The 14,256-nt window shown below is 41.5% G+C and carries 10 protein-coding genes and 1 riboswitch; of the genes, 1 reads left to right on the forward strand and 9 read right to left on the reverse strand.

The annotated features are described in order from the left end of the window. Positions 1-17: 17 nt before the first annotated feature. A complete protein-coding gene (gene brnQ / locus NXG62_RS08015) occupies positions 18-1,349 on the reverse strand; it encodes a branched-chain amino acid transport system II carrier protein (RefSeq protein WP_427111924.1) in 1,332 nt (443 codons plus the stop codon). Between the two features lie 140 nt (positions 1,350-1,489). Next, positions 1,490-1,584, forward strand: a riboswitch (SAM riboswitch). A 92-nt stretch (positions 1,585-1,676) separates the two neighbouring features. On the opposite strand from brnQ, the gene NXG62_RS08020 reads away from it, so the two are divergent. Beyond that, complete coding sequence (locus tag NXG62_RS08020) at positions 1,677-2,510, forward strand: MetQ/NlpA family ABC transporter substrate-binding protein (protein ID WP_427111926.1); 834 nt, start codon at positions 1,677-1,679, stop codon at positions 2,508-2,510. 102 nt (positions 2,511-2,612) lie between these two features. On the opposite strand, the gene speC is transcribed toward NXG62_RS08020, so the two are convergent. From speC to carB, 8 genes are all read right to left on the reverse strand, one after another. Then, positions 2,613-4,796 (reverse strand): ornithine decarboxylase, encoded by a 2,184-nt coding sequence (speC, locus tag NXG62_RS08025; RefSeq protein ID WP_427111928.1) that lies wholly within the window; start codon positions 4,794-4,796, stop codon positions 2,613-2,615. 315 nt (positions 4,797-5,111) lie between these two features. Then, a complete protein-coding gene (locus NXG62_RS08030) occupies positions 5,112-6,275 on the reverse strand; it encodes an aspartate aminotransferase family protein (RefSeq protein ID WP_427111930.1) in 1,164 nt (387 codons plus the stop codon). Between the two features lie 13 nt (positions 6,276-6,288). Next, on the reverse strand, positions 6,289-7,212 hold the full coding sequence (gene argB, locus NXG62_RS08035; protein WP_427111931.1) for an acetylglutamate kinase: 924 nt from the start codon (positions 7,210-7,212) through the stop codon (positions 6,289-6,291). 169 nt (positions 7,213-7,381) lie between these two features. Continuing rightward, a complete protein-coding gene (locus NXG62_RS08040; RefSeq protein WP_427111932.1) occupies positions 7,382-8,110 on the reverse strand; it encodes an arginine biosynthesis protein ArgJ in 729 nt (242 codons plus the stop codon). A gap of 30 nt (positions 8,111-8,140) precedes the next feature. Beyond that, complete coding sequence (gene argC / locus NXG62_RS08045; protein ID WP_427111933.1) at positions 8,141-9,088, reverse strand: N-acetyl-gamma-glutamyl-phosphate reductase; 948 nt, start codon at positions 9,086-9,088, stop codon at positions 8,141-8,143. Between the two features lie 301 nt (positions 9,089-9,389). Then, on the reverse strand, positions 9,390-10,328 hold the full coding sequence (locus NXG62_RS08050; protein WP_427114260.1) for a dihydroorotate dehydrogenase: 939 nt from the start codon (positions 10,326-10,328) through the stop codon (positions 9,390-9,392). Continuing rightward, positions 10,282-11,049 carry a dihydroorotate dehydrogenase electron transfer subunit gene (locus NXG62_RS08055; RefSeq protein WP_427111934.1) on the reverse strand — a complete coding sequence of 256 codons (768 nt, stop codon included), beginning with the start codon at positions 11,047-11,049 and terminating at the stop codon, positions 10,282-10,284. The genes NXG62_RS08050 and NXG62_RS08055 overlap by 47 nt, the downstream gene beginning before the upstream one ends. A 3-nt stretch (positions 11,050-11,052) precedes the next feature. Further along, the gene (gene carB, locus NXG62_RS08060; protein WP_427111936.1) at positions 11,053-14,256 is read right to left on the reverse strand and encodes a carbamoyl-phosphate synthase large subunit; all 3,204 of its coding nucleotides are present in this window, start codon (positions 14,254-14,256) and stop codon (positions 11,053-11,055) included.

Consider the following 14,256-nt stretch of genomic DNA (forward strand, 5'->3'; position numbering starts at 1 on the left):
GCTCTCTCACCTTAGTTTTAAATATCTATGACTTTTTCCACATCACCGCTGATCTTATGCGGCAGTATAAGAGAAAGAAAAACACAAACAATAACCGGAACAATCCACCCTTGCCCGCTTGTACCCAAAGGCAGCATGGATATAAAAGATTGTGCCCACGCAAGGTGAGCAAATTGATTCAATATATCAATTACCGCAATACCTGCTGCTACGGTTATGGTTAATCTCATACCTATACGAGACAATAGTACAAATTTATTGACAATAATCAATACCACAACAGAAATAGCAATAGGATACAAGAACAACAGCATCGGCAGGGACACTTTAATAATTTGGTTCAGTCCCAAGTTTGCCACTGCCAAGCTTACCAAAGAACATATAGTAACATACTGTTTATATGATATAATGGGAAATTCCTGAGAAAAAAATTCTGCAACAGATGTAATAAGTCCAACGGAGGTCGTAAAACAAGTAATAACTACCATAACCGCCAAAAACCATACACCTATGCTGCCAAACAGCTCATACGAAGCCTGCGTCAATACATATGCACCAATATTGACCGCCGGATCATGGTACACTGCTGCTGGAATAGGAAAATGATTTCCTAAGAACCCCAGTCCCATATATAAAACCGACATAAGCACTGCCACGGATATACCGGCAGACCACACGCTGGTATAATATTCTTTCATTGAATTAAAACCCAATTGCTTCAACGTATTCAACGCAATAATACAAAAAGCAAAAGATGCCAGTGTATCTACTGTATTGTACCCTTCGATAAAACCACTGCCAAAAGCTGCTTCGGCGTATTTACCGATGGGAATCGCCAATTCCGGCGTCGTAAAAACGGTCAGCCCCAAAGTAAAAAGCAGAATAATCATAATTGCAAAAATCGGGGTTAACACCTTACCGACGCGCGATAATAATTTAGAGGGTGTAATAGCCAGCCACCACGCCAATCCAAAATACAGAATAGTATAAGCAGCCAGTTGCCAAGTTCCATTACCTACAATAGGGAGAATGCCAACGGAAAATGATGTCGCTGCTGTACGAGGTATCGCCATTAACGGCCCAATAGATAAATAAATAAGAGAAAGTATAAGTAAAGAAAATAACGGTGAAATTTTACGATTCATTTCCGCACGGAAACCACCGGGATTAAAAGTTCCCACAATAAGTGCAATAACAGGCATGCCAACTCCGGTTACAATAAAACCAATAATGGCCGGCATAAACTGATTCCCCGCTTGAAAGCCGAGGGACGGGGGAAATATAAGATTTCCGGCACCAAAGAAAATGCCGAATAATAATAATCCAATCTGCATACCTTTTTTTAACATATAGCGAAGCTCCTTTCAAGAGCATCCGCAGTCTTCCATACTTACGTATTGTACCTGTAAACAGTAACCATGTCAAAAAATTTTTTTTCTTGACAATTTATTTTTTCATGATATACTCGTTTATAAGACAATTACAGATGCTTTTATCCAGAGAGGCGGAGGGACTGGCCCTATGAAGCCCGGCAACCGATAACACGGTGCCAATTCCTGCGGAAGAAATTCCGAGAGATAAAGATACGTTTTACATGCCTCTTTCTCTTTTGGGAAAGAGGTTATTTTTATGGAAAAAGCTCGGTGTCAAATCTATCCCCCTAGGAGGAATCATGCATGAAACAATTTAAAAAACTCACTTTTCTAGCTGCTACAACTCTTTTGTCACTAGCGCTCCTTGCCAGTGGCTGCGGCAGCAGCACTCCCGAGAACAACAAAGACGGTTCCAAAAATGTCACCATCACCGTCGGTGCTACACCGGTACCTCACAGTGAAATTCTCAACGAAATCAAACCATTACTTGCAAAAGAAGGAGTAAATCTAAAAATCGTTGAATTCACGGACTATGTAAAACCCAACTTGGCTCTTGCCGACAAAGAACTAGATGCTAACTTTTTTCAACATAAACCATACTTGGACAAATTCGATGCCGAACATGGTCTAAAACTTCAAGAAGCCTGCAAAGTTCATTTGGAACCGATGGGTGTATATTCAAAGAAAATCACGGATTTAAAGAACCTTCCCGACAATGCCAAAGTAGCGATTCCAAATGATCCAACCAATGGCGGCCGGGCATTGCTCATACTTCAATCAGCCGGTCTTATTACGTTAAAAGACAAAGATAACATTACTTCAACAGTACAAGATATTACAAATAATCCAAAACAACTTCAGTTTGTTGAGCTAGACGCTGCACAAATTCCCCGTTCCTTAAGTGATGTAGATATTGCCGTCATTAATACAAACTTCGCTATGGAAGCAAATCTTAATCCTTTAAAAGATGCATTATATCTGGAATCAAAAGATTCTCCATATGCCAACATTCTCGTGGTCCGTGAAGGAGACATCAATCGTCCCGAAATTCAAAAACTGATAAAGGCATTGCAATCACCGGAAGTCAAAAAATTCATCGAAGAAAAATATAAGGGAGCTATTCTTCCCAGTTTCTGATAATGCTATGCTATCTATTTTATAAAATGATAAGATTCCTGTCTGTCCTGAATAAAAATAAAAGCCGTTCATTAGTTTGTATATAATGAACGGCTTTTATTTTTATTTCTTTAATATATCTTTTTCCGCTTTTTCTGTCAATACATATCCGTAAGCTTTTGTTTTAGTGTCTTCTTTTTCAAGGTATACGCCTTGAATTTCCGAAGCAAAGCCTGGAAGAATATTGATACTTTCTTCCAGTGTTTGAAAATACTGCACAGCAGTTTGTGACCAACGTTCTCCAGGTACAACGCAGAGGACCCCTGGTGGATACGGGAGGGCTCCTTCAAGCGCAATACGCCCCTCTATCTCAGATAATGGTACAAGTTCGCTTTGTCCGCGAATAAAAGCATATTGTGCCGCTTGCGGATTCATAACATATTCCGGAAAATATTCCCGGCGAAATAATTTCTTTTGCAAATCTTTAACATTGCGGTCCTTATAAAAATCATGCATTTCCTGACAAAGCTGCCGTATATGATATCCTGCATAACGTGCCGGATGCAAATTATACACACCAAGAAGTACTTCCTCCATAGGAACATCCTTTTCAATAAAGCGTTCAAAACGTACAAGTTGTGATGTGAGGAAACGTAGTTTATTTTTATTTTCTGCCGGCGTCAACAAGAATAAAATAGAATTAAGATCACATTTCTCTGGAATAACGCCATTCCCACGCAAATAAGTTGCTAAAATATTAGCATGAATGCCAAATTCTTCATACTGTCCTGTTTCCGGATTGATTCCCGGAGTGGTAAGTAAAAGCTTACAAGGATCCACTAGATATTGCCCGGGTCCATATCCCTCAAAAGCATGCCACTTAGCTCCTGGCTCAAAGGAAAAGTAAGCCAAATCATCAACCATCGCCTCCGTATCCCCATCCTGCCAGCGCTTTCCATGTACAATAGGAGATATGAAAGGTTTAATATATTCACAGCGCCGCAAAATATCTTTACGGACTTTGATGCCCATCTTAACACAATCCCTCCACATTTTACGTCCCGCATCGCCCGAATGGATTTTTGCATTGACAGCAATAGTTGCAAACATCGGATAAAACGGACTCGTCGAGGCATTCGCCATAAAAGAATTATTAAAACGCTTATGATTGCAATACCGTTCTTGATCACTAATATGACTATCTTTTTTGTGGATCTGGGAAGCCTGTGAAAAACCGGCTTGTTGCTTGTGAACAGACTGCGTCACCATAATACCCGGGTCCTCCGGTGTTAAATGCAATAACAAAGGGCTGCAGTCCCGCAACATGGGGATAAACTGTTCATATCCTACCCAGGCAGAATCAAAGAGAATATAATCGCAGAGAGGCCCGATTTTATCCACCACATATCGTGCATTATACAGTGTGCCATCATATGTTCCCAGCTGAATAACAGCCAAACGGAAAGGACGTTTTTGTTTCGCTTTTTCCGGATTTCTTTCAGCTGCCAGTTTTCTGAGATACATTTCGTTAAAACAATGGTCGTCAATACCGCCAATAAATCCGTAGGGATTACGCGCCGTTTCTAAATATACCGGTGTCGCTCCCGCCTGTACCAACGCTCCCAATGCTACAGATTTGTGGTTATTGCGATCATAAAGCACAAGATCTCCCGGGGTCAAAAGCGCATTAGTCACAACTTTATTCGAAGAAGACGTTCCGTTCAGGACAAAATATGTCTTATCAGCATGAAATACTTCTGCCGCAAAATCTTGTGCTTCTAGTGCCGGCCCTTCGTGAATCAGCAAATCTCCTAATGTAACATCAGCATTGCAAATATCCGATTGGAAAATATGGGGGCCATAAAAATCATATAAATATCGCCCTGCCGGATGTTTTTTAAAAAATTCTCCGTCTTGGTGTCCCGGACAATCAAACGGATTATTTTTTTCACTGACATAATCCACAAGATCTGCAAAAAAGGGAGGCAGCACATGTTGTTCATAATTACTTGCCAAGCGTTCCGCCATCTCAATGCATCGGCTCTTATTAACCATCTCTTCTGTAATTACACAATCTACCTTATCCACATACTGGGAAGGCATCTTTTCTCCTCCCGGCATAATCACCATAATAGGTACTCCAAAACCGGCAGCGTCAATCTTATCAATATAATCAAAGTCTTGATCCGATACCACGGCAACGGCAATATCGGTGAAATCGGTCTGTTCAATAGGGACTATTTCCCGATCACTGTCTACAAAATAATATTGTACATCAAAACTATACGCTATTTTCAAATGTTTCATTGGCTATACTCCTATCTATCCGCGACCTTTTCTTTTGAATTTTTAACTCAAACTAATTGTAAGCAAAAATATCTCTAATAGCAAGAAAAATATAAACATACGTGCCATAACACACACAATGTATCAAATAGTCTACATGATTAACTATCGTTGCACATGTCTTGATATGTAACATACTTTACCAGCGTTAACATCGTGTACAAGTACCGTCTTTATATCTTTACTAATTGAAAACCGGCGCAATTGCTGAAGTAACCATACTTCAGCAATTGCGCCGATTTGCTTGACTGCTATATATTTCCAAACAACAAAAGGTTATGCTTCAATAACCTCTTTAATAATGGCAATCCCTTTTTTCAATACGTCCATGGGTATGTTAAGCGGCGGTAAAAGACGCAGAAGTCCATTTGCCGTAAGAACGAGAACGCCCTTATCAATACACTCGTTAACAACATCCATGAGGTTTTTTTTCAATTTTACCCCAATCATTAATCCCATACCTGAAACATATTCTACATTTTTGCAGGATTCCAGTTCCTTTTTAATATACAATCCTTTTTCTTTGACTTCAGCTAAAAAAGCATCATCAAGACGATCAATAATGGTAATCGCACCGGCTGCACAAATAGGATTCCCGCCAAAAGTGGATCCATGCGTATGATCCGTCAAGGTGTACTGCGTCGTATCAGCAAACAGTGTCGCGCCCATAGGAAGTCCTCCGCCAATCGCTTTTGCCGTTGATACGATATCAGGATGAATGCCATAATTCATATAGGCATATAACGCACCGGTCCGGCCATTGCCGCTTTGCACTTCATCAATAATGACGAGAATATCATGTGCTTTGGCATACTCGCTGACCTGGTGAACAAACGTCGGATTCAATGGTTTTACTCCCCCTTCGCCTTGCACTACCTCCATCATAATAGCACAAACCGAATTTTCCTCAGCGAGTTTCACAACAGAATTAAAATCATTAGCATCAGCATACACAAAACCATCCAGAAATGGCCCAAAATCTTCATGCAGAGAGTCTTGTCCACAAGCAGTTAATGTTGCCATAGTCCTCCCATGGAAACTATTTTTTAATGTAATAATGGTATAGCGTCCATTACCGTATTTATCATGAGAATACTTTCGAGCTGCCTTGATAGCACATTCGTTGGCTTCCGCTCCGGAATTTGAAAAAAACACTTTTTTCATACCCGTCTTTTTACAAAGCTTTTCCGCTAAAATTATTTGCGGTTCTGTATAGAATACATTAGAAATATGGCTTAATGTATTAAGTTGGGAAATAACTGCATTTTTCCAAACATCATCACAAACGCCAAAAATATTAACAGCAATGCCGGCACTTAAATCAATATATTCTTTGCCATTTACATCATACAATACAGCCCCTTTGCCATGGTCGATTACTGCATCAAGCCGATTGTAAACATTAACGATATATTCCTTATCTAACGCTTTGTAATCCATCCCAACGCACCTCCTATAATTTTTCCTGTTCATATTGGGGGCTGACAAACATAGTCCCTAACCCTTCTTCTGTAAGCATCTCAATTAAAATCGCATGAGGTACCGTGCCATTAATAATAAATACTTTTTTAACACCCGCCCGAATGGCATCTGTACAGCAGTGTACTTTCGGTATCATTCCACCGGCTATAATTCCCTGCCGCTCCAATTCATCGGCTTGTCCCAGTGATATTTTCCTGATCAATGTAGTATGATCATCCTTATCACGCAGAACACCATCTATATTTGTCATGGACAACATACACTCGGCATTCAGTTTCCCTGCAATTTCAGCCGCTGCCGTATCGGCATTGATATTGTAAGCTTGTCCTTCTGCATCTGTTCCAATCGTAGAAATAACAGGTATATACCCTTTAGAAAGAACATCCTCGATTAAAGATACATCAACGTCCGTAATATCGCCTACAAGTCCCAATTCCTTGTCCAGTTGCTTCACTTTTATCATCTGACTGTCCAATCCACATAGTCCAATAGCCTTACCGCCTATCATGCCAATTAAATTAACCAAATCCTTGTTAACTTGACCGGCCAACACCATTTGAACAATTTTCATGGTATCTTCATCCGTCACTCGCAACCCGTTTACAAATTTCGACTCTTTCCCTACCCAGGATAAGACCTCTGCAATATGCGGACCTCCGCCATGGACAAGAACTACCTTAACTCCAATGAGTGACAAAAGAACGATATCCCCCATAACAGCTTTCTTCAAGTCCTCATTCAGCATCGCGTTGCCGCCATATTTGACAACAATAGTCTTGCCGCTGTACTGCTTGATGTACGGCAGCGCATTCATCAGAATCTGCGCTTTCTGCGCATTAGTCACAGCTTTTCCTGCCTGTGCGATGACTTCCTGTACTTGTTCCTTTTTGTTCATTACCTTGTATCTCCTCCCTAGTTTGTGGTTGAATGCGATGTGGTACAACAAATCAACCTATATGAAAAACTGATTTATTGTACCACATCTGTTTGAAATTGGATAGAAAATATGACCTTACCTATATATGAAATTGTAATGATACCTTAAATAAAATTGCATTCATAAATCAACTGCACTCTTTAAGTGCAGCATGAATGCCGTCTTTTGCCATAAAACAGCGCATAGCCTGAACAAGGAGCTCGCTATTGCTGCCCCCCGTTGCCGCCATCCCATTTGCCATAACAATAATGGTATATCCTTGCAGATCAAAGCAGTCCTTGCTGCTGCGAATAGCTTGCTGAATTTGCTGCGGTGTAACTGCCATATCAGTCGTCATCAGGCACATACCCGGATTGCCCTGGACCTCTTCCGTCATGATGCCGCCCAGCGTATAACTACTGCCTGACGCAGATAAAGATACTGCACCGCTTACAATATCACCGCCATTTTGCATTACACGTTCTACCAGATGATCATGTTCAGGTGAAAGGGATGTCGTTAGCGTACTAATGCTGTTAATCAAGAGAGAGGGTCGGAAGTATTGATTGCTTATACCCGTTGCAGCAAGCGATACCGCTTGGGCCGGAATATTCGTGTGTTCTGCAGCAGCTTTACACACTTCTGCAGTAATTTCATTTCCCCTGCCGCTTGGTGGCAGAGCTAAGCCGTTATGATATAACAAAACTCGCCCTGTGTGCTGCCAATTTCCAAAAGAACTTTCCATTACGATGGAACAATCATTTTGGCTAAGAATCATTGCCAAATCTAACTGTATGCGGCAATTGCAAACACCACTGTATGTTCCAGCTGCAAAAAATCCTACCGGGGCACATATACTGCCATTTCCCTGTTCCATACTCTCATCTCCTGTACGTCATCAACTTTATTATTTACTTAATTTTAATCCCGTTGCCGGATCAATGCCCATCATGATATTCATATTTTGAATGGCAGCGCCTGAAGCACCTTTGCCCAAATTATCAAAAATAGAATGAATAACCAGACGATCCTCATTACCTGTCACGATAATTTCCATATCGTCGTACCCAGACTTGCCGTTACCTGCAAGAAAACCACCTTTATCTTCACCAAATGGCAAAACATGAACAAATGGACAATTTTCATAATGCGCTGCATATATTTCCCATACATCTTTAAAAGATGGAGTCCCTTTAAGATATTTTGTAAATATGGGAATCGTCACTTCCATCCCACTGTAGTAATCATCAACAATAGGAGAAAATATGGGAGCCTGCGAAAGTCCGCATATATCAACGATTTCTTTTAAGTGTTTATGCTTTTGTCCGAGACCATATTGACGCGGCGCTAAAAGCTCCTCCGTTTTTTCGCCTTCTTCATATTGTGTAATCATTTTTTTCCCGCCGCCGCTGTATCCAGTCAGAGAAAACGCCGTTACAGGATAATCCGCCGGCATAAGATCAATATCTCGAAGCGGCTGAACCACAGAAATAACACCGCTGGCATGACATCCCGGATTGCCAACGCGACTGCTTCCTGCAATCTGTATATACTGTTCTTTCGAAAGTTCAGGAAATCCATAAGTCCACCCAGCCGCTGTACGATGGGCTGTTGAAGTATCAATAATACGAACCGTACTGCCTTCTGCAAGAGATACAGCTTCTATGGCAGCTGCATCCGGAAGACAAAGGAAAGCGATATCGGCAGCAGCCAGACATTTCTTAATCTCGTCTGTATCCTTGCGCAGTTCTTCATGAATTGAAATTAATTCAATATCGCCGCGCTTGCTCAACCGTTCATGTATCCGCAAGCCAGTTGTACCTTCATGGCCGTCAATAAACACCTTTGTCTTCACATTCAACACTCCTTTGTGTCTGAAAAATAAATCCAAATAGTATTTGAATTTTTATACATTATATATGTATTTTAATCCTTTGTCAAGATTTATGTTGGATTTATGCAAAAATTTTACATATTTTTTAATATAAGAAAGAATATATGTCATAATAAAAACCCTCTCAAATCAACAACAATTCATATATCCCGGACAAATTAAACAATCGAAGTTCTCTTTGTTTATAAATGCACTTATTTTCTTTTATTAGGATATAGAATGTGAAGAATGGAAAGGGTCTTTCAACATATATTGTTCCTTATTATTTACATTGTCCTACAATTTCACCAATATTAACCAGTCCTTTACCTTGACCATACTGTTCTAATTCTTTGGTAATATCGACGATAGCCGTCGGGCTGCAAAGTGTGGCCGTACCAACAGATACCGCACTAGCTCCAGCAAGCATAAATTCTGCAGCATCACGACCACTCATAATGCCGCCCATGCCAATAATCGGAATATGCACGGCCTGCGCTGCCTGATAAACCATACGTACAGCCACCGGTTTAACCGCAGGACCAGATAAGCCGCCAAAACGATTCCCCATGAATGGCTGCCATGTATCAACATCAATAGCCATGCCAAGAAGTGTATTAATCAGTGATATACCATCAGCCCCCGCGGCTTCAACCGCTACGGCTACCGATACAATATCGGTCACATTCGGCGTCAATTTGACAATTACCGGCTTGTGCGTATTTTCCTTCACTATTCTTGTTACCTGTGCCGCACTTACTGGGTCTACTCCAAAAGCTAAACAGCCATTTTTAACATTAGGGCAGGAAATATTAACTTCCAAAAAATCAATTCCCTCGATATCGAGAAGAGCCGCCATTTTTCCGTATTCCTCAATATCACTTCCAGATATGTTGGCCATAATAGGAACATCGTATGTGGATAATTGTGGCAATATATCGTTAATAAAAGATTCCACTCCTGGATTTTCCAGTCCAATGCAGTTCAACATGCCAGAAGGAGTTTCACAAATACGTCTTCCATCATTACCACGCCGCGGTTTCAAGGACAACCCTTTTACGGAAATAGCTCCCACTGTATTTAAATCCAAATAATCGGCATATTCAAGACCAAATCCAAAGGTTCCCGATGCCGCGATAACCGGACTTTTCATTGATACACCGCACAAAACCGTTTCAAGCACGGAAGAACACCTCCTCTGCAGCAAAAACCGGGCCATCATGACAGACTTTATAGCGTTTGCCGCCGCGGCCATCAATAACGCAGCCTAAACAACCGCCTGTGCCGCATCCCATATAAGCTTCAAGCGATACTTCACAGGAAATACGGCAAGCTTTGGCAATTTCCGCGACCTTCTTCACCATCGGAGTCGGACCGCAGGTATAAACCATAGCCGCTCCAGTAGATTGAATAAGCTCTGCCAAAACATCTGCAGCAACCCCTTTCTTCCCGGCTGATCCATCATCCGTAGTCGTCACTATGTTCTGCACATCAAACATATCCGTCCAAAACAATTCGGAAGCTGTTTTACCGCCAATAATCACTGTCACATTTTCTTTTTTAAGTTTTGATGCCAAGAAAAGCAGCGGAGCCACTCCGACCCCTCCGCCAATAAGAATAGCCGGTTTATCGGAAGGGGTAAAACCTCTTCCCAAAGGCCCCAGACAGTCGATAACTTGCCCTGCCGACAATTGGCTCATACAGGTTGTTCCTTCACCAGCCAGACGGTATATAATAGTAATCGTACCTTTTTCGCTATCAGTCTCCGCTAACGAAATAGGCCGCCGCAATATATGTGATGAATCCTGCATCAGTCCAAAATGCACAAACGTACCGGGCACTGCCGCTTTGGCAATGTCCGGTGCATTTACTACCATTTTATATACAGACTGTGCAACGGGTTCATTATAAATAATAGTCCCAATTTGCTTTATGCCTGCCATTTTTCATGCCTCCATATCGTAGTCCTGCAGCGCTGCCACGTGATGATAACCTTCTTTGCCTCTATTGGCAAATACCCGCAGCACTTCCCTTGCTGTATCCAATGAAGTCAGACAAGGAACGGCTAGTTCTACCGCCATGCGACGCAGATTAAAACCATCTCTTTCAGGACGTTTGCCCGCCGTTAAGGTATTGACAACTAAATCCACTTTGCCGCCGCGAATGACCGTAGCACAGTTTTTTCCCTGTTCATGAAGTTTATTAACAATTTCAACATTAATTCCTTTTTCTTGGAAAAATTTACCCGTCCCTTCTGTCGCCATAATATGATATCCTAAGTCCATAAATCCTTTTGCCAATACTGCAGATTCTTCCTTATCTCTATCGGCTACAGTCATTAAAATCGTACCGCCGGCAGGGATTCTCATATTAGCACCGTTTACAGCCTTATAAAGGGCTTCAGAATATGTTTTCCCAATTCCCATGACTTCTCCGGTAGACTTCATTTCCGGTCCCAAAGCAATTTCTGCAAGACCGATTTTACTAAAAGAAAATACCGGTGCTTTGGCGGCTACATGCTTTTTATTCGGCATTAATCCGGTCGTAAATCCCATGTCTTTTAAACATTCACCCAGAGTTACACGTGTCGCCAATTCTACCATAGGCACATGTGTTACCTTGCTTAAGAAGGGAACGGTACGACTGGAACGAGGGTTCACTTCAATAATATATAATTCATTATTAGATACAACAAACTGAATATTGACACTCCCCTTTACCTGAAGCGCTAACGAAATACGGATCGTATAATCAACGATCTGATCCATAATATGCTGACTTAGATGTTGTGGCGGATAAACCGCAATACTATCACCCGAATGCACCCCGGCTCGTTCAATTTGTTCCATAATTCCCGGAATGAATACATCTATACCATCTGCAATTGCATCAACTTCTACTTCGCGTCCAACCATATACCGATCAATCAAAATGGGATGGTCTGGAGAAGCAATAACAGCTTCCTTCAAATATCTTTCTAACTCTTTTTCATTATATACAATTTCCATCGCTCGACCGCCTAATACATAGGAAGGACGAACAATAAGAGGAAAAGCTAGTTTCTTGGACACAGCCATAGCTTCCTCATCGCTGGTGGCAATACATCCTGCCGGACGTGGAATGTCAAGACTGGCTAATAATTCATCAAATCGTTCTCTATCCTCAGCCATATCCATGCCATTCACGGAAGTCCCTAAAACTTTTACCCCTCGTTTTGCCAACGGAGCTGCTAAATTAATTGCTGTTTGTCCACCAAACTGACAGATAACCCCAACCGGTTTTTCTTTTTCAATAACTGCCATTACATCTTCCACCGTAAGTGGTTCAAAGTAAAGACTGTCAGATGTGTCAAAATCCGTACTAACCGTTTCCGGATTATTATTTATAATAATACTGTTCATCCCCGCCTTGCGCAAAGCCCATGCGGAATGAACGGAACAATAATCAAATTCAATGCCTTGTCCAATTCGTATCGGTCCTGAACCAATGACAACGACGCTTTTCTTCCCCAGCGTCTTAACTTCATCTTCCTCTGCATAGCAGGAATAATAATAAGGAGTGGCTGCCTCAAATTCAGCCGCACAGGTATCTACCATTTTAAACGTAGGATAAATGCCCATAGCATCACGGAATGCTCGTATTTCATCCTCCGTTACATTGGCAAATTGCGCCGCAACAGCATCTGGCATGCTATACCGTTTTGCTAGTTTTATGTTTTCTTCCGTAAGCCCTTTTAGCTGCAGCTGATGTTCTAAATCAACAATATTTTTCAATTTATGAATAAACCACATATCATACCCGGTGATATAGTGAATCTTTTCAGCACTGATACCTAGCCGCAGCGCTTGTGCAACAACAAAAATTCGTTCATCGTCCGCTTTCTTCAAGGCTTCGGCTATATCGACAAGGGACCGGGATTCCAATTTTTTCAAACTTAAATAATTGACGCCGATTTCTAAAGAACGCACGGCCTTCAACAGCGCCCCTTCAAATGTACGATCTAATGCCATGACTTCACCAGTTGCCTTCATCTGTGTGCCTAAGATACGATCGGCAAGTGCAAATTTTTCAAAAGGCCAGCGAGGAAATTTGACGACTACATAATCCAATGTGGGTTCAAAGCAGGCTGTTGTTTTTCCTGTAACAGCATTGGGTATCTGATCTAAAGTCAATCCGGTAGCAACTTTAGCCGCTACCTTGGCAATAGGATACCCTGTCGCTTTTGAAGCTAATGCGGATGAACGGCTGACCCGTGGATTCACTTCGATAACATAATAATTGTTCGAATTAGGATCCAATGCATACTGTACATTGCAGCCCCCTTCAATTTTAAGATGACGAATAATTGCCAGTGAAGCCGTCCGAAGCATCTGGTATTGTAAATCATTCAAGGTTTGACTAGGTGCTACAACAATGGAATCTCCCGTGTGGATACCCACGGGATCAATATTTTCCATATTACATACAATAATACAGTTATCCGCTTTGTCACGCATAACTTCATATTCAATTTCCTTCCAGCCGGCCACAGAGCGTTCTACCAAAATTTGATTGATGGGGCTTAGTTTGATTCCACGTGTGGCAATCATGAACAGTTCGTCTTCATCATGAGCAATTCCTCCGCCGGTGCCGCCCAACGTATATGCCGGTCGAACAATAATCGGATATCCAATGCGATCCGCAAAATCAATTGCTGCATCAACATCTTCAAAAATATCGCTTTCCGGAACGGGTTGACTAATTTCATTCATAGCCTTTTTAAAAAGTTCTCTATCCTCTGCTTCTTGGATAGCACTCAGCCTAGTCCCCAAAAGTTGTACATTATATTTATCGAGAACGCCGGCTTTAGCTAATTCCACTGCCATATTAAGGCCTACCTGTCCCCCCAATGTAGCCAGTAATCCTTCCGGACGTTCCTTGGAAATAACTTCAGTTACAAAGTCAAGTGTAATCGGTTCAATATATACACGATCAGCTATATCTTCATCTGTCATAATTGTAGCCGGATTACTATTGATAAGGACAACCTCCAGTCCTTCTTCTTTCAAAGCTCGGCAAGCCTGGGTACCAGCATAATCAAATTCTGCAGCCTGCCCGATAATAATAGGACCGGACCCGATAACAAGTACTTTTTTCAATCCTTCAACCAT

This window comes from Megasphaera sueciensis, from assembly GCF_050219315.1.
Classification (GTDB): domain Bacteria; phylum Bacillota; class Negativicutes; order Veillonellales; family Megasphaeraceae; genus Megasphaera_A; species Megasphaera_A sueciensis.